Raw genomic sequence first — 16,777 nt, 5'->3', positions numbered from 1 at the left:
GAAACATCGTTGTGCTTATTTAAATTTCGCTTTGGCCTGAATAGTATTTATACTCATTACATATTTGAGATGCTCCCCAAAAAACCCACCGCTGTTCTCGCCGGATCGGGAATACTTTGCAAAATCGCCGGATTTCTCTTCATCCGTCGAGTTCGAGAAAACTCTAATAAGTAAATAGCTTCGCTGTCTAATAACCGTTTATTTAAAGGAAATATCCCGTCAAAAATTGTAGTGTATCCCATGATTTATACCTATTATAAATGTATGGTTTCGTTTTTTTTACAAAAAAGTTTATTGTTTGTGGAACGGGCTTCTAGCCCGTTGCTAATCTTGGCACAAAATGTAAGTTTAAGCTCGTATGTTCAACTCTTATAAAGAACGGGCAAGATGCCCGTTCCACAAGAATATTGATTTTTTTGGGTAACGGATGGCAACCCTACTTAGTCTTGTCCAAACTCCGCGCCTCCAACCAAATAGGAATTGCAATCCAAGCAACTGCTAACAGCAAAGCAAATACCGCAAATTGAGCAGCCCAAGCTACCAATTTCTCTAAAGACACAACTTGTCCCAAGAAGTAGGATAAACTCACCATTACAGATGCCCAGCTTGCAGCACCCAGAACATTGAACAGCGAAAATTTCCAAAAAGGCATTTCTGCAATACCCGCTAGGGGGCTAGCAAAAATTCGCAGCAGGGCAATGAAACGGCCCAAAAATACGGCCTTAGCTGCATTTTTGCTAAACTGTTCTTTTAAGTCAAACAGTTGTTCTTCTCGGAAGCGGAAAAATTGTCCCAGCTTCAGCAGCAGTGGCCAGCCGCCGTACCTGCCGATCGCATAACCAAAATTTCCCCCCAATGTAGCACCAGCGATCGCACTGCCGAGCACAAACCAGTAATTCAGTTCCCCGCTGCCAGCTAAAAACCCGCCAGCAATCGTAATAGTCTCGCCTGGAAGAGGAACTCCCAGATTTTCCAGCAAAATTCCCAGAAATACTGCCCAGTAGCCGTAATCACGCGCAAACTGCTGAATAGTCTCTAACGATAAAAACTCAAAAGACATTCGATACTGCCTTCGTAAACTTTTGCAAAGCTCAATACATTTATATATTGGCTCGATTCAGCCAATAGTGCAATCTTTCGCTGTGATGAAAAACACACTGTTGTCGCGATCGCTGGCCCAACTAAAAATTAGCCTTTCAGGCATACTAGATGAATAGAGAATTGTTGCAGTTGCGTTCCGCGCGATCGCCAGCCAGTTTCCTACTAAATTTATCACGACGGCTCTCCCCACCGATTCCCTAGCTCGAGCGCGCATCCTAAAACCTTAGCTGAAATTCCCTGAGTCTCTCAACAGAGTCAGCAAATAAACTAACTTATTCATACTTTACGATCGTAGGATAACTGCTATGGAATTTCCCAACTTCAACCAACCCATCGTCCTTCAACCTCACAACTGCCTCGACTCCCAAGCCGGCAGCCTCCTCCAGCAACAGCTAGCCGAGATTGTGCCCGATCGCCACAAACTCTGGGTAATAGACATGGCCGCCGTAGATTTCATCGACAGTTCCGGGATTTGCGCCTTAGTCGGCGGACTCAACGCCGCCCGCCACCGGGGATGCCGCCTCGTCATCTGCAACCTCTCAGCCACAGTCAAGCTAATTTTTGAAATTACTCAACTCGACCAACTCTTTGAAATCTTCGACAGTTTCGAGCAAGTTATCTCCACTGAAACTCCGGCTTTAGTTGCTTGATTAAAATGAGATCCCGAGTTTAAATCTCAAGTTTCCAAGAGACTTCAAGCAACCGCAGAGTTAATTTCAATATCATAAATAGGTTTATTTGTCAAGCAATACCAATGACAAACAAATAAATCCGGCACTTGAACGCCGACAGAAGCGATCGCAGGTGCAGCCGGAAAAGGCCAAAGTCGATCGAAACAAATCCTTTCCCCTACAAACCCGAACTGCATCAAATAAGTCGCCGGCGGCGCCTTTAAAAGATTCAGCAAGCCGTAAGCCAACTCATACAACTGCTGTCGCCAAACATCCGACAAATGCACCGGTTGAGAGTAACTCCACTCCCCAGACTGCTTCTCAGATTCGCCACCGATCACCTCAGCATACAGTGGCCCCTTTGCCGTCAACACCACAGGCAGCCAAAAATTGCCAGCACCGACGGGAAAAAGCAGCTCCTGGGACACTCGATCGCGCGCCGCCGAAACATTGCCACAAAATCGAAACACATCTTGAGCCGGAAAAACCAGATTTTCTGGCACATTCAGCGTCAAAGGACAAACGATCGCCCCACCCGGATCGATCGCGCCCGAATGGAGTTCAGAAACCCCACAGATATTGACTTCAGTTAAAGGATGAGATTGAGAGATCGCCGCCTTGAGACTTGCAGCCGGATCATTCTCACCACCCGCCACAATCAAAACCTTAGACATTGCCAAAGCTCGGCATTTGAATTCCCCGATCGTCCTCAGCATCGACGCTCGGCAGATCCAGGCCCTTAGCCTTGCGGCTCCGCACAGCGAGACGGTAAGTTACGCTTTGCAACTCAGTGTGCAACTGGCGGTTTTCCTTTTGCAGTTGCTCCAACTTTTCCTTAATTGGATCGAGTCGCTCGGCAAACTTCTGGCGGTAAACCCCCGGCAATTCCTGAACCACCTGTTCTAGCATCCGAGAGCGATCCGTCAATTCTTGCACAGACTGCCGCAGTTGGTAAACCTCAGTATCCCGCTCTGCGATTTGTTCCTGATAAAAACCCACCTGTTCTTCAACAGCTTGGAGTTGTTCCCGCATTGCCTGCATTTGAGCTTGGTGGCGATCGGAAACTTCCGGCGCCGGCACAAAACTAGAATTGCCCTTCACCAGCCGGAAAAGTTCTTGAGACAACTGCTGCACCAATTGGTCGCGCATTTGCAGCTCTTCGGTGAGACGAGATACCTCTGATTGCAATTCTTTTGAGCTTACAAGTTTAGTTTGATTCACGATGACTCTCAGCTTTTGTTATATAATGTGTTTCTCTTTAAAAATATCTTTCCCTTACCGCAGAGGCAAGAGGCACTTCAAAAGTTGTGAACCCATTAGGCTAAATCGAGCCAGCCGCCCGATGTCAAGGGTAAAGCTCAGTCTAACTCAAATCAGGCATCCACGTCATCACCTTAGTTTCTTGGCACTGAGATGTTGCACCATTATCAAGAACAGGCAAGATGCCTGTTCCACAAAGAATTAATTTTTTGTGGGAGTAGGGGTTGGGCAGGAGAACCCGCCCAAAAAAGGATTAAGGACTATTGATATTGGTGCAACATCTCAGTTCCCATAGACACAGGTAAAATTCTAGGTTTTTTGTCAATAAACCTGGTTTCTTAGCTTTTTTTGAGAATAGTTCAATATCTCATGTGTAACCGATCGCAGCAGAAAGCACTTGGCCAGCTTCGTCCACGGTGCCGCCAAAACAGATAATGCCGTCCTCGTGACCTGCCATCGCCAGAATTTTGCGATCGGCCAAATTCTCCTCCTCAAAAAGTCTAAACATTTCTAAGGCCATCTGGGGAGTGCCGTAAGGTATTTCTTTTCTAGTAGTAGGAATCTTAAACAGCAGTTGCTGCCATAGCTGAGGATTATGGACGTGAATTATCCCGCCCACGTCCTCTCTCTGAAGGTACAGGGCCCCGTGAGTCAGGGACTCCGACGAAGCTTGTACGGGGCCCCGGCAGCCGAGGAAATTTTGTTCTAAGTTAAATTTGGTAACAGTAGAGTAGAATTCTGGTCCCAGAGTCTTCAAGTGTGCAGTCTGGGTTCCCGAAATCACGAATTGGCAAGAATTACCGAGTCTGACACTGACGTTGCCAAACCCTATGCCATTTTCGTAGACGCCAATTAATCCCCAAGCGTGGAGCCGATCGCGCCAGTCCATCAAATCTGCTATGTTCCGGGCAGCTACAGGGTCTGCTTCTTCCCAGTCACAGCGGTACTTAACGACTCCTTCATCCATTTTTTTGTCCGATCAGACACTACTCTGACATGACAGACATGGCCCAAGCTGAGACTTAATCGAAGTTGTCAAGAAGTTGTCAAACAGCTTTTTTTGCCTGCTGCCTTATGTCTCGGTGCATAAGTGCCTTAACTAATCTACATTCCAGTGTCGCCGTAATTAGCGACCGACATTAGCAAAAAGTAAGCTAGGAACGTTGAACCAATTATTCCAAAAATCATGGTTTAGCCTCTAGGTGATTACAAAAGTTCAATATGAAAATGTACGCTTTCAGTCGGAGAGTTTGATTTCAGGCTTTTGCCCGATCGAGTTTCTGATGTGAAACTACATAACCTACCTGAATCCGTTATTGCTCTATACTACAGCATTTCTACTGAGTTGAGTTAGACCTTAAGAAAGATTTAAGGATAAATTAACCCTTAATCAGGTAACTCCGGTAAAAAGCAACCGTACATTTACTGATTTTTTATCATTATACATATGTTTAAGCAAAAAGCAAGCAGAAACAAAAAAAATATTTTTTAGCCAGTCTGGGACAAACTGGCCCAATCTTCGGGTGTTCTACGTTAGTCAACACCTATGTCGATCGAGCAATTTTTAGCTCCGGGGCATCTTACAAGCTAAGAAACCCGGTTGAGGTTAATATCATGTCGGGTCAAATCACCGCCACGCCAGATCGCGTCGGCGGGTTGACCCAAATCTGTAGTAGTAGTATAAGTTATACATCCCGTAAACCCGCGCCTACCTAGAGGGGGATAGTCGATCGACAGAACCTGATATAAGTCCTATTAACTGAGATGTTGCACTATTCTCAATTAGTCTTTTATGAACAGGCTTTCCGGCCTGTTCCACAAGAAAATTTATATTTTGTGGAACAGGCATCTTGCCTGTTGCTGACAATGGTGCAAGATATCAGATTAAGAAAAAAACAAGCCGATCGAGCAGTGATGCCCAGATCGGCTAAAGTCTTCTGTGGATTGCGATCGCTCGCAGCCCTTTAAATGTGGAAGTGATACAAAATGCTGCCGTCGTCTTTAATTTCGCAATTGGCATTAAAAACTTCAGCTTGTTGGTTCAAAAAACGCTGAGCGACATCCGGCGACAGTCGCGTTTCCATCGCAAACCGCACCAGAGTTATTTCGCCCCGGCCTTCTTTGATCAGTCGGTACAAAGCACTTTGGAGCCTTTCGCTCTCTTCTCGCTGAAAAGCTGCTTTGTACCTCCAATCCGCCACCGAAGGAATCAAACCGCGGCTGACCAAAATTGCTAGCAGCAAGCCAATTCCCAAAATCAGAGGCACTGTCGGATCGCTCGTGGGCGTCGCCACAATTTGCGGCACTGTAGCGGCGGCCAAACTGCTAACCATTTCTTTTTCCGACGCTTGCGTATCCGCCATTGCAAGCTGAGTTTTGTTGTAAAAGTCTTGCTGAAGCTTCATTTGCTGCAACAGGCGAGCGCGCTCTCTTTCGTATTGGTCGAGTTTTTGCTGAGCTTGTTTCAGGTCTTGAGTGACTTGTGCCAAGCGTTGGTTGAGCGACTGATTGACTGATTGCCACCGATATCTGTTAATCAGGCGGCTTTTTTCAACCATGCCCTTCATCAACATATCCGCCGTTTGGATTGCTTGCTCCTGATCGAGCGAGCGATACCCAACCACAATTTCTAGGGGTTGTTCCGGCTTAGAAATCTTGACACTAGCATTTTGTCGAACTTGCTGGGGCGACAGCTTAACTGCATCTGCCACTGCTTTGACAACATTATCTGCTAGGAGAACCTCCGGGGTGAGTTGCTCTCCCTGCTTGAGAATTGTGGTACCCGTGGTCGAAAATTTGACTGGCGGATTATTAGAGGTGAGAGTGCCTTGAGCCATGAATCCGGGGGGCGGGGCGAGGCGGTAGGCCAGGGCGCCTGAAATACCCATAATTACAGCAAAACTGCCTAGGGCAATCCATCTGTATTGATGTGCTGAAGATCTAAAACGTAAATTTCCCATTTTGATAGTCAAGTCATAACATTCGCTTGCCGCAGCTACTGCCAAACCCAAGAGCCATCGTTTCTTTCTGGTTAGTCAAATTGACTGCTGAAAATTTTCTCAGTTTGTACCTAAAAGCTATTAGCTTTTGAGAGTTGTCAATATTCATGATCCCAAAAAACCGATCGCGCTTTTATTTGATCCGAGCTATAACTTCAGTTTTTGTCCTTAATAATTAATCTGTAACAAGGCTTGTGGAAGTCTACTGGCTTCAGACTAGCACTCAGGCGTGCGAGATCCTCGCCTCCCCGTGTTTGTTGACATTCAAAACAGTCTCCTTTTCACCCTGGGCAATCCTCCAATTATCTTACGTCTTGGCGTCTTGCGGACGCGGTTGAAGAATAAAAAAAACCTTAAATAATCTGGCTAAAAACTTAACAAGCAAGAATTATACCATGCAGTTAAGAGTTTGCTGCGTATTAAAAAAAATTGTGGAGCTGGTTTCGCCCCAGATCCACATATTCACATAACAATTATGGTTCGATCGGTTGATGGTTCGATCGAGCTCGCCTAGGCGACTTTTCAGAAGCCGATCGGCAAAATCAGACCCTCGCGGGCCATGACAGCCTTCGGAAAAGCGATTTGCACATCTTCGGCGATGCGATCGAGAAAATCGTCAGTATGAGCCGGATCATGGTGAAAAATCACCACTCGTTTCACGCGGGCCTCCTTAGCCATTCTCACCGCTTCCTGCCAAGTCGAGTGTCCCCAACCCACCTTCGGAGACTTGGGGTTGTGATATTCCTCATCTGTGTACATCGCATCGTAAATCAGTACATCAGCGTCGAGGGCTAAATTGTAGACATTCTCATCTAGTCGATCGGGAAAATGCTCAGTATCCGAACAATAAACAACAGATCGTCCCTGCCAACTCACCCGATATCCCATAGCAGTATTCGGGTGATTCAGAGAACCCGTCCTAATCTCAATATCGTCCAGCATCATCGTCTGGTTGTGATTGAGTTCGTAAAAATTCAAATCTGCCTGCAAACCCATCAGCGGCACCGGCGAATTCGAGTGGAGCACCCGTTCAACGAAGTGCCTTTTCATGCAATCTCCATCCGGCGGAGTCGCCCCGTAAATATCAAAGCTATTGCCGCGGATGAAAGCTGGGGCGAACAGCGGGAAACCTTGAATGTGATCCCAGTGATAGTGAGTAAAAAACATATAAGCTTGCACAGGCATTTCTTGCACCAACTGGTCTCCCAGCATCCGCAAGCCTGTTCCGCCGTCAAAAATCAAGCGTTTGCCAGCGACTCGCATTTCCAAACAAGAAGTATTGCCGCCGTAGCGAACAGTTTCCTGTCCGGGTGTCGGAACACTGCCCCGCACGCCCCAGAACTGTACGACAAAATCATCTATACCTTTTATTGATTCGGAGGGTTGAGGGCAATCAACGGGAGTTGCCGCTACAGAGGACAAGCTGATTTCCATTTTAAAATTCAGGCTTTAAGGTTCCACATTGTCCGTGATGGCGCAGCAGATGGTCGCACAACACTAAAGCTACCATCGCTTCCACCATTGGCACAGCTCTTGGCAAAACACAAGGGTCATGCCGTCCCTTGGCAGCCAGCAGCGTTTCTTCGCCTTCTCGGGTAACGGTGCGCTGCTGCTGGCGAATTGTCGCAGTCGGCTTGAATGCCGCCCGCAAAATTATATTTTCGCCGTTAGCAATCCCACCCTGAATTCCACCAGAGCGATTCGTCACTGTACGAATTACACCCTTATCATCAGTATAGTATTCATCATTATGTTCGCTGCCCTTGAGCAGAGTCCCGGCAAACCCGGAACCTATTTCAAAGCCTTTGCTGGCGGGCAAGGACATGATGGCTTTGGCCAAGTCGGCTTCGAGTTTGTCGAATACGGGCATTCCCAGCCCTTTGGGTACATGGCGGGCGACGCATTCGACTACACCGCCGATCGAATCTCCGCTGTCGCGAACTTTTTCGATCAGTTCAATCATTCTTTCGGCACATTCGGCATCTGGACAGCGGACGATGTTGCTTTCTACTTGTTCTAAGGTAACAGTGTCCGGGTCGGCGACACATTCTAAGTCTTTGATGCGTTTGACGTAGCCGACTATTTCGACTCCTGCTGCTTGTTTGAGAATTTTTTTTGCGATCGCGCCTGCTGCTACTCTACCAATTGTCTCTCTCGCCGAACTGCGACCTCCGCCTTGCCAGTTACGAATTCCGTACTTGGCATCGTAGGTAGCATCAGCGTGAGAAGGGCGGTAAGTTGTCGCCATTTCACCGTAATCTTGGGGGCGAGTGTCTTGATTGCGGACTAAAATTGCGATCGGCGTTCCCAAAGTTTTGCCTTCAAACACCCCCGACAGAATTTCGCAGGTATCTGCTTCTTTGCGGGGCGTGGTAATTTTGCTTTGGCCAGGGCGGCGGCGATCGAGTTCGGCTTGAATTTCCGATGCGTCGATCGACACCAGGGGCGGGCAACCGTCAATTACTACTCCCACACCGCCGCCGTGAGATTCCCCAAATGTCGATATCCGAAATAAATGCCCAAATGTGTTCCCCATGATGCTTTAGCCTGACACCTAATAATTTTTAGCTTAAATGGAATAGAGATTTACTGTATTTATGAAAAATATACCATTTGACGAGTAGGCGACAGGCGATCGCCTCACAGCATCACTCCCTTCCCACCCCTAGAAGAATATCTACCAGGGAGAGAGGGAGAGACAGAGAATAGGAGATATCTGGAAACACACTTAAATTCATCCGTGTATCCGTGTCCGAATCCGTGTTGTGGCTTCCTTCTTCTTTAGTCTTCGTGTTCTTCAAAAGGATCTCTCAATTCCTTAGAAGGGGGACCGAAAGCCGTGTATATCGAGAATCCGGTGATTGCCACCAGACACACGCCCAGTGAAATGCCGAGAACTGCTGCGGGTTCCATATTTTTGATCGATTATGAGTGCTCCACTCTATAATATTACAAAAAATAACAATCCGTCTGAAAGTCTCGTGATTTTAGGCGCTGTACGGTATGGCAGCCAACCGCCACTCCCTGTTTTCCGAGTCCCCCCTGCAGCATTTCTGAGAAATTGCGATCGCAATTAGCGGTAGAAATATGTCAAACTTTTCTGTAGAGATTCATTGCAGGTGACTTATGGCACAACGGACTTGGTTAGGAGATATACTCAAACCCCTTAACTCGGAATACGGCAAGGTAGCCCCCGGCTGGGGAACCACGCTGTTGATGAGCGTTTTCATTGGACTGTTTTTCGTGTTCTTGTTGATTATTTTGCAAATCTACAACTCTTCTCTGATTCTGGAGAGTGTGGATATGGATTGGTCGAGCCTAGGCCGCTAAAAATTGATCACAAAACAGTAAGGCTAAAAGTAAAAGCTGAGGGTTGAGGAGAAAGGGTAAAAGCTAAGTTTTCCCGTTTTTCCTTACCCTTTCCGATTACTTTTGCCATAAATAAACAAGAAGTAACTAAACAAATTGCTGGAGAAAAACCATGAATATTTTTGGCATTGGTTTGCCCGAAATGGCCGTTATTTTTACGATCGCCCTATTGGTATTTGGCCCGAAAAAATTACCTGAAATCGGCCGGAGTATGGGGAAAGCAATTCGCGGATTTCAAGATGCTTCGCGGGATTTTGAGTCGGAGTTCACGCGGGAAGCTAAGCAGTTAGAAGAAGCAGTAGCAACTAGCAGCAAACCGGAAACTGAAAAACTCACGGCGGCGAAGCCCAAGGAAGATAGCACAGACACTTAAATGAACAACACTCAGAAGTCGGAAACACCAGCGGAGTTAGTGATTCCCCAGCTAATAGTTGGGTTAGGCAATCCCGAACCTAAATACGATCGCACCCGACACAACATAGGCTTTAATGCTGTCGATGCCTTGGCTAAATCTTGGCAGATTTCGCTGTCGGAAAATCGCAAATTTCAAGGCATATTTGGCGAGGGAAACCGGCCGCGGGGACAGAAAATCCGCTTGCTGAAACCGCTTACTTACATGAATCTGTCGGGTCAAGCGATTCGGGCGGCGACGGATTGGTACAAAATACCTGCGGAGTCGGTATTAATAGTATACGATGATATGGATTTGCCGATCGGGAAATTGAGAATGCGGCTTGCCGGTTCCGCCGGCGGACACAACGGCATGAAATCGACAATTTCTCATTTGGGCACAGACAAATTTCCCCGCTTGCGGATTGGCATCGGCAAACCTCAAAACGATGCTGCTAAAAATGAGAAAGATACGATTTCCTTCGTGTTAGGAAAATTTTCCTCAGAGGAAAGTCAGTTAGTAGAGAAAGTGCTTAAACTGGTTGTAGAAGCTGTGGAACTAAGTCTGCACCAAGGAGTAGAAAAAGCCATGAGCCTTTACAATAGTCGCACAATTGCAGAAACAAACGCGGAAACAAAAAGGTGAGTTCGAGACGTTTGCCTGAAACAACTGCATATGTCCGGGTTACTGGTCAATCTTGGCAAAAAGGCACGATTGAGGGTGAAGTGACTGCCGGCAATTTTGAGTGGCAGTTTCAGTGGCGTTTCACGTCAGAAAAAACACTGATTCTTGAGCCTTCTCAGGGTAGGGCATTGATTCAGGAACCGCTGCACCGTTTTCTGGAAAAATGGGATTATCAGCTTGAACCGGGCGGGGATTATTCGTTTACGGTTCGGGCTGAGTTTTAAAATCTTGGTAATGGGAAATGTGGCAAAGGTAATCGGGAATAAAAACTTTCTTTAGTAGGATATCCCGATGCCAGTCATTCTTTAATTAATCACGGGAAATGGCTGTAATGGGAAATTGGGAAAGGGCGATCGGGAAGGCAAACTTTCTCTAGTAGGAGGTCCCGATTCCAGTGATTCTTTAATTAAAGCAGGGTTCATCCCTTCTCGGTAAGCCCCGCAATAATACATTGTCAAAACAGCTTTGTAAGCCCAGTGATTGGAAGGTACATCGGTAAAAGGATTTGGCAGGGTTTCCCCCTGATTCTGCACGCAAGCATTGAGAATTTGTTCTCGCGTTGGCTGCACTTGAACTAAAGAATTATTTGGCTTGACTTGTGCGGTAGTTTGTGCGTTTGCCGGAGCTAACAAACCTGTATAGATTAACAGTGTAGTAGTGGCAAAGATGCTGAGTTTCATAAGTTTATAAATTTCTGAATAAGTTGGTTGGTAGTGAGGAATTTAGTCCTCAGACTTGTGGGAAATAAGGAATCTTCGTCCTTACTCGAAACCTTTGGAATGTTCAGACATTTTTCGCATTCCCAAGGCCAAGAGACTCAAAAACAACAGCCCGATCGCCCCAGCTAGCGGATTGCCGTTAACTCCTGTCACCCACTCGGGAACAGATGCCGAATATCGCACTAACTGCCCGATGTTAATCATGTAATATCCCCAGATTAAACCTGCATGAAGCCCGATCGACAAACCGAGGCGATTGTGGCGCGATCGTTTTCCCCAAACCAGAATCAAACCCAGCAACAACAACCCCGGAAACTGCGGCCAACTCCGCAGCATAGCGGCAACAGGTTTGAGAAAATGAGAAAGGGCAAACACCAGACTATTGGCCCACAGAGATATTTTATAATTGTAATCCCGCTGCAACTCGTCCAGCAACCAACCACGGAATACCAACTCCTCCGCAAAACCGACTCCCAGGGCGCTTAACAGCCCTTCTGCGATGATTCTCGGCAAATTATCAGAATTTTGCCACGCGACTAAGCCGAACAGCCCTTGCACCGCAAATAAGCTAAAAGTGAGCAAAAGCCCGATCGCCAATCCGATTAAAAGCTCAAAACCGTTTTTTCGCGTATTGATTAAACCGTAACTCTTGAGTAATTGGGTTTGTCCGTAAACCTGTTTTCCCCAGCGCGGCACTAGGAACAGAAACTCAGTAAACAACAATCCCATTGTCAGAATAGTTGCTAGGTTACTATCTTTAACTAAGAGATAAATGGGTGCTGCTAGCGGCAGCCAAATTGCTAGCAAGATTAAGAGGAAAATTATTACACGTAAAGGAAAAGGATAACTGGCTATTATTTGGAGGCGGTTAATCATTGTTGTAAATGAGTTGAAATTGGGTAAATCGGCTTATTGGTCTGTCGGACAGTCCGACAGGGGTTAAAAACCCCTGTCTCATAGCGAAAGTCCTCTCAAAGAGGACTGAAAATTATCACAATCTAATTTAGGTTGGCAGTCGGTTTTAACCGACTTTTGCTATAAGACGGGGATTTAAATCCCCGGCGGGCTTGCGGGTGAATGCGAGAACTTTTGGCTGAGTCAGGCTTGAGTAAATCCGAGAGTTAGAATTTGGTAAATCCGAGAGTTAGAATTTGGTAAATCCGAGAGTTAGAGTTGGATAAATCCGAGAGAATGTACAAAGCAGACGGAAAAAGCTAGAATAGCATTGTATCGGTTGAAACTTTAAGTGAAGCAAAGCTATAACATCAGGTAACAATGACTGAAGCCTCGGATTTTTCAAATGTCGATCGCGAATTAGATGACACAATTTTAAGCTTCGCAGACATTCAGGCAGAACTCAACCTGCGCCACGCTAAAGATGCGCTGCGAGATATAGTAGAAAATCTCGACTTGACAGTTCAAGAGCGAACAGGACTGGAACCGGAAATTGGCGGTTTGGAGAAAATGCTCGACAAGCTAGAGCGCGCTTGCGTGCAAATAGCTGTGTTTGGGATGGTGGGAAGGGGAAAATCTTCGGTTTTGAACGCGCTGCTAGGTCAAAATGTGTTTGAAACTGGCCCGACTCACGGGGTGACTCGCACGACGACTATTGGCCAGTGGGATGTCGGAGAGGGAATTGATGAGAATTTGCCGGATCGACTTTCGCCCGTTATTTACCGTTTGTCGCAAGTTGAATTAGTCGATACTCCGGGAATAGATGAAGTTGACGGCGAAACTCGCGAACTTTTAGCCCGCCGCGTTGCTCAACAAGCCGATTTGATTTTGTTTGTAGTTGCGGGCGACATTACGAAGGTGGAATACGCCGCACTTTCGCAGTTGCGGGAAGCCGGAAAACCGATGTTATTAGTGTTTAATAAAATTGACCAGTATCCTGATGCAGACAGGCTGGCAATTTATCATAAAATTAGAGACGAGCGGGTAAGAGAATTGTTGTCTCCCGATGAAATTGTGATGGCGGCGGCTTCGCCTTTGACGGCGAGGGCGGTGCGCCGTCCCGACGGAAGTATGGGCGTGCAAATGACTCGCAGTTTGCCACAAGTGCAAGATTTAAAATTAAAGATTTTGGAGATTTTAGACCGGGAAGGCAAATCTTTGGTCGCGCTGAATACGATGCTCTGTGCAGGGGATATCAACGAGCAGTTGGTGCAGCGAAAAATGGAAATTCGAGATGACGCGGCTAATCGAATTATCTGGAACGGGGTAATGACGAAATCGGTGGCGATCGCACTTAATCCAATTACTGTAGTTGATATTCTTAGCGGTGCGGTAATTGATGTGGTGATGATATTAACTTTATCTAAAGTTTACGGCATTGCGATGACGGAAGCGGGCGCGGTGGAATTGCTGCAAAAGATTGCGATTAGTATGGGTGGAATTACTGCGGGGGAATTGTTGGCTAATTTTGGTTTGAGCTCGTTGAAAGGATTGTTGGGTTTGGCGACGCCAGCGACAGGGGGTTTGGCTTTAGGGCCTTATTTGTCTGTGGCGGTGACGCAAGCTGCGATCGCCGGGGTTTCTTCCTATGGTATCGGTCAAGTTACTAAGGCTTATTTGGCTAATGGTGCTTCTTGGGGAGATGATGGGCCAAAGGCTGTGGTGAGCAAGATTTTGTCTTCTTTGGATGAGGATTCTATTTTAAATCGGATTAAGGAAGAGTTGCGCGCTAAGTTGGATTTGGGAAGTGTGGAAAAACAGAAATCTTAGCGATCGGCTGTTTTACGTTGACCCAGCAATCCTGACGCAGCCCTGCCGCAATCCGGCAGGGGTTTCAACCCCTGCCTCAAAGCTAAATTTGTCTGAAGACAATTTAACAAATTATTAAGATAACAACCCATTACCAATTACCAATTATTACTATCGCCTTTGATGACGCAAATCGCTCGCTCGGACTTTGACAAGGGTGGCCCTGCGTACTTTACCCCCTGCTTTGACGATCGCCGGATAACTCTCACATTAGGAAGATTGGGACTTAAATTCTTGAGCTAGCGCCTCACAATTGTTCAAAAGAAACCAAAACAGCCAGATAAATCCAAGCCTCATAGCAATAACCCAAATGTTACTCAAAATAATTCCTTCTTGTAGGTAGCGGAAAATAAGTGATAAGGAGCCGAAAATCATTAGACCTATATGAATCCAGAGCACTTTGGTCACAAAGCGCAAGTTTCTTAAAAGAACTCTCTTTAAGGAGATTCCAAATCCCAAAAAAGCAATAGAAAACAGCAAATTTATTCCGACATCAATATAATTGAAAAGCGACTGAAGGAAAACTTCTCTAAATTGTGGAATAAAAATTAAAGATATTGTATTTAAGAACAGAGCCAGACCAATGGAAAAAAAGGATATCCTCATTAGTCCGGGTGTGAATGCACTTAATATACCCTTTTTAACCAGCACATTATTTCGTTTAACACTATATTCTATTACACCCGAAAACTTGGCTTTGAAAACCACTTCATAGCTTGACATCTTTCCATCTTCACTGACTTTAAAATAGTGGTTAGAGGTCGGAGCGAGAGAGCTGCCTTTTTCGGAAATCGTTTTGTTATCATGAACAATACTTTGTTTACCCGACAGGCTTAGAATTAATTGTATTTTATGACCGCTCACATTAAAACATACTTCAGACATAGCCAATTTTCTCCTGATCTTATGATTCAAATATTATGCTTCAAATATGCTGAGGTCTAACTATTAATTAGACTGACTTTTTCAGTATAATACCCCGATGTGAGTGATGAGACTAAAACTTTTCAGGTTATTTACCGAGTTTAATAATCATATACAGATTTTAATAATAACAGGACTTACGCAACTGGCACAGGTTGGGCGATTGCGACAGATAAGGTGCGACGTGCACACCCTACTCTAATTCCGCGAAGGCGGACTTTGTTTGTGTAGCCGCCAATTCGATTCTGTGGGTTAACATCGAATTGTTAATCCGAATTCGATTTGGCGGCTTAACATCAGGTTTTTAACCCTAATTGCCTCCTATTTATAACCTCTATTTTTCTCCGACCAAATGCGGGTTGGCAGTCCCCAAACATAGACAAATCCTTCGGCAGCTTTGTGATCGAATTCGTCCTCTGCGCCGTAGGTTGCTAAGTCGAAACTATACAGAGAATTGTCAGATTTGCGGCCGACAATAGTCGCATTTCCTTTGAACAGTTTGAGCCGCACGGTTCCAGTTACTCGCTTTTGCGTGTCCTGAATAAATGCGTCTAAAGCTGTTTTCAAAGGATTGTACCAAAGACCGTTATAAATCATTTGGCTGTAGGTTTCTTCGATGCCTCGCTTGTATCGCGTCACATCTGCTGTCAGGGTCAAACTTTCTAAGTCTCGGTGCGCGTGCATCAAAACTAAAATCGCTGGTGTTTCGTAAATTTCCCGCGATTTAATCCCGACTAAGCGGTTTTCAATCATGTCGATGCGCCCGACTCCGTGGTTTCCAACTATTTCGTTTAGCTGGGAAATTAAGGCGACTGGTGATAAATTTTTGCCGTTTAAACTGACAGGATTTCCGCAATCGAAACCGATTTCTATGTATTCGGGTGTGTCGGGAGTTTGTTCGATCGCCTTTGTCATCAAATACACCTCTTCCGGCGGTTCCGCCCAAGGATCTTCGAGGATTCCGGCTTCAATTGCCATTCCTAATAAGTTGCGATCGATACTGTAAGGCGAAGACTTTTTCACTGGCGACGGAATACCGCATTTCTCGCCGTATGCGATGGTTTCCTCGCGGCTCATTTTCCACTCCCGCGCCGGTGCTAAGATTTTAATCTTGGGGTTGAGCGCGCCGATCGACACATCGAACCGTACCTGATCGTTTCCTTTGCCGGTGCAACCGTGGGCGATCGCATCTGCACCGTATTTTTCCGCAGCTTCTACTAACAATTTAGCAATCAGCGGGCGAGCCAAGGCAGTCGAAAGGGGATAACGGTTTTCGTAAAGTGCGTTAGCTTGAATCGCTGGAAACGCATAATCTTTGACAAATTCTTCGGTAGCATCAATAACTAAAGATTCCGAAGCACCGGATGCTAAAGCTTTTTTGCGGATCGGTTCTAATTCGTCTCCCTGTCCCAAATCCGCAGCCAGAGTAATTACTTCTTCAACACCCCACTCGTTTTTGAGGTAAGGAATGCAGACGGAAGTATCGACTCCGCCCGAATATGCTAGCACAACTTTTTTAGCGCGACTCATTGCTCTTTACATCCTGAATTTAACTGACATCTTGCACCCCGTGTGAATCAGCCTTTTAGGGGCGGGCAAGATGCCCAACCCCTACTCCCCACAATAAAATTAAATTTTTGTGGCACAGGCCGGAAAGCCTGTTCGGGAGAATAGTGTAAGATGCCGGCCCCACAATAAAATTAAATTTTTGTGGAACAGGCATCTTGCCTGTTCTGGAGAATGGTGCAAGATGTGATATTTAACCGACTTTTCATTATGCACCTAATTGAGATCGATTCTTGTCAGAAATAGTACAGATTTATATATTCTTTTTTTGCTAAACTTGGCTATTTACCGGAGGAGTTGCTGGGGAAAATCTGCTACCGTGGGATACGG

The 16,777-nt window shown here is 45.9% G+C and carries 21 protein-coding genes; 7 read left to right on the top strand and 14 right to left on the bottom strand.

The window, feature by feature from the left end:
- Positions 1-56 precede the first annotated feature (56 nt).
- The 3 genes from QUA83_RS18740 to QUA83_RS18730 all read right to left on the bottom strand — a co-directional run bounded on the left by QUA83_RS18740 (position 57) and on the right by QUA83_RS18730 (position 1,276).
- On the bottom strand, positions 57-242 hold the full coding sequence (locus tag QUA83_RS18740) for a hypothetical protein (RefSeq protein WP_333295026.1): 186 nt from the start codon (positions 240-242) through the stop codon (positions 57-59).
- A gap of 194 nt (positions 243-436) precedes the next feature.
- Positions 437-1,060 carry a DedA family protein gene (locus tag QUA83_RS18735; RefSeq protein WP_333295025.1) on the bottom strand — a complete coding sequence of 208 codons (624 nt, stop codon included), beginning with the start codon at positions 1,058-1,060 and terminating at the stop codon, positions 437-439.
- A gap of 57 nt (positions 1,061-1,117) precedes the next feature.
- Entirely contained in the window at positions 1,118-1,276 is a 159-nt protein-coding gene (locus QUA83_RS18730; protein ID WP_333198814.1) for a hypothetical protein, read from the bottom strand.
- A 130-nt stretch (positions 1,277-1,406) separates the two neighbouring features.
- Between QUA83_RS18730 and QUA83_RS18725 the strand changes: the two genes are divergently transcribed.
- Positions 1,407-1,751: an STAS domain-containing protein gene (locus tag QUA83_RS18725; protein WP_333096247.1), complete on the top strand. Its 345-nt coding sequence runs from the start codon at positions 1,407-1,409 to the stop codon at positions 1,749-1,751.
- Between the two features lie 44 nt (positions 1,752-1,795).
- On the opposite strand, the gene QUA83_RS18720 is transcribed toward QUA83_RS18725, so the two are convergent.
- From QUA83_RS18720 to QUA83_RS18710, 3 genes are all read right to left on the bottom strand, one after another.
- Positions 1,796-2,446 (bottom strand): hypothetical protein, encoded by a 651-nt coding sequence (locus tag QUA83_RS18720; protein WP_333295024.1) that lies wholly within the window; start codon positions 2,444-2,446, stop codon positions 1,796-1,798.
- Positions 2,439-2,993 (bottom strand): Npun_F5560 family protein, encoded by a 555-nt coding sequence (locus QUA83_RS18715; RefSeq protein ID WP_333295023.1) that lies wholly within the window; start codon positions 2,991-2,993, stop codon positions 2,439-2,441. Before QUA83_RS18715 ends, QUA83_RS18720 begins: the two co-directional genes overlap by 8 nt.
- A gap of 406 nt (positions 2,994-3,399) precedes the next feature.
- A complete protein-coding gene (locus QUA83_RS18710) occupies positions 3,400-3,999 on the bottom strand; it encodes a class II aldolase/adducin family protein (protein WP_333295021.1) in 600 nt (199 codons plus the stop codon).
- 797 nt (positions 4,000-4,796) lie between these two features.
- Here QUA83_RS18710 and QUA83_RS18705 point away from each other — a divergent pair.
- Entirely contained in the window at positions 4,797-5,000 is a 204-nt protein-coding gene (locus QUA83_RS18705) for a hypothetical protein (RefSeq protein WP_333295020.1), read from the top strand.
- Here the strand turns inward: QUA83_RS18705 and QUA83_RS18700 are convergent.
- The 4 genes from QUA83_RS18700 to psbN form a co-directional block, all read right to left on the bottom strand.
- The gene (locus tag QUA83_RS18700; RefSeq protein WP_333156311.1) at positions 4,997-5,920 is read right to left on the bottom strand and encodes a hypothetical protein; all 924 of its coding nucleotides are present in this window, start codon (positions 5,918-5,920) and stop codon (positions 4,997-4,999) included. The genes QUA83_RS18705 and QUA83_RS18700 overlap by 4 nt on opposite strands.
- Positions 5,921-6,553: 633 nt before the next feature.
- The gene (locus tag QUA83_RS18695; RefSeq protein WP_333156309.1) at positions 6,554-7,465 is read right to left on the bottom strand and encodes an MBL fold metallo-hydrolase; all 912 of its coding nucleotides are present in this window, start codon (positions 7,463-7,465) and stop codon (positions 6,554-6,556) included.
- Between the two features lies 1 nt (position 7,466).
- The gene (gene aroC / locus QUA83_RS18690; RefSeq protein WP_333156308.1) at positions 7,467-8,567 is read right to left on the bottom strand and encodes a chorismate synthase; all 1,101 of its coding nucleotides are present in this window, start codon (positions 8,565-8,567) and stop codon (positions 7,467-7,469) included.
- 245 nt (positions 8,568-8,812) lie between these two features.
- Complete coding sequence (gene psbN, locus QUA83_RS18685; RefSeq protein ID WP_006633693.1) at positions 8,813-8,944, bottom strand: photosystem II reaction center protein PsbN; 132 nt, start codon at positions 8,942-8,944, stop codon at positions 8,813-8,815.
- A gap of 213 nt (positions 8,945-9,157) precedes the next feature.
- On the opposite strand from psbN, the gene psbH reads away from it, so the two are divergent.
- The 4 genes from psbH to QUA83_RS18665 all read left to right on the top strand — a co-directional run bounded on the left by psbH (position 9,158) and on the right by QUA83_RS18665 (position 10,699).
- Entirely contained in the window at positions 9,158-9,361 is a 204-nt protein-coding gene (psbH, locus tag QUA83_RS18680; RefSeq protein ID WP_015176007.1) for a photosystem II reaction center phosphoprotein PsbH, read from the top strand.
- A gap of 151 nt (positions 9,362-9,512) precedes the next feature.
- Complete coding sequence (locus QUA83_RS18675; RefSeq protein WP_333295019.1) at positions 9,513-9,773, top strand: TatA/E family twin arginine-targeting protein translocase; 261 nt, start codon at positions 9,513-9,515, stop codon at positions 9,771-9,773.
- The gene (gene pth, locus QUA83_RS18670; RefSeq protein ID WP_015176009.1) at positions 9,774-10,436 is read left to right on the top strand and encodes an aminoacyl-tRNA hydrolase; all 663 of its coding nucleotides are present in this window, start codon (positions 9,774-9,776) and stop codon (positions 10,434-10,436) included.
- Complete coding sequence (locus QUA83_RS18665) at positions 10,433-10,699, top strand: DUF3146 family protein (RefSeq protein ID WP_332958583.1); 267 nt, start codon at positions 10,433-10,435, stop codon at positions 10,697-10,699. The genes pth and QUA83_RS18665 overlap by 4 nt, the downstream gene beginning before the upstream one ends.
- Before the next feature lie 81 nt (positions 10,700-10,780).
- Here the strand turns inward: QUA83_RS18665 and QUA83_RS18660 are convergent, their stop codons facing one another.
- The gene (locus tag QUA83_RS18660) at positions 10,781-11,155 is read right to left on the bottom strand and encodes an S-layer protein (RefSeq protein WP_333295017.1); all 375 of its coding nucleotides are present in this window, start codon (positions 11,153-11,155) and stop codon (positions 10,781-10,783) included.
- An 81-nt stretch (positions 11,156-11,236) separates the two neighbouring features.
- Positions 11,237-12,070: a CPBP family intramembrane glutamic endopeptidase gene (locus QUA83_RS18655; RefSeq protein ID WP_333295016.1), complete on the bottom strand. Its 834-nt coding sequence runs from the start codon at positions 12,068-12,070 to the stop codon at positions 11,237-11,239.
- Positions 12,071-12,469: 399 nt separating this feature from the next.
- Here QUA83_RS18655 and QUA83_RS18650 point away from each other — a divergent pair, with 399 nt between their 5' ends.
- Entirely contained in the window at positions 12,470-13,918 is a 1,449-nt protein-coding gene (locus QUA83_RS18650) for a GTP-binding protein (protein WP_333295015.1), read from the top strand.
- A gap of 249 nt (positions 13,919-14,167) precedes the next feature.
- On the opposite strand, the gene QUA83_RS18645 is transcribed toward QUA83_RS18650, so the two are convergent.
- Positions 14,168-14,842, bottom strand: a complete 675-nt coding sequence (locus tag QUA83_RS18645) for a hypothetical protein (RefSeq protein WP_333295013.1) — start codon at positions 14,840-14,842, stop codon at positions 14,168-14,170.
- A gap of 360 nt (positions 14,843-15,202) precedes the next feature.
- Complete coding sequence (locus QUA83_RS18640; protein WP_333261258.1) at positions 15,203-16,411, bottom strand: argininosuccinate synthase; 1,209 nt, start codon at positions 16,409-16,411, stop codon at positions 15,203-15,205.
- Positions 16,412-16,777: the final 366 nt, after the last annotated feature.

Source organism: Microcoleus sp. K1-B1, assembly GCF_036704705.1.
Lineage (GTDB): Bacteria > Cyanobacteriota > Cyanobacteriia > Cyanobacteriales > Microcoleaceae > Microcoleus.
Note: the sequence above shows the minus strand (reverse complement) of the source record. Positions and strands in the feature narration are given on the sequence as shown.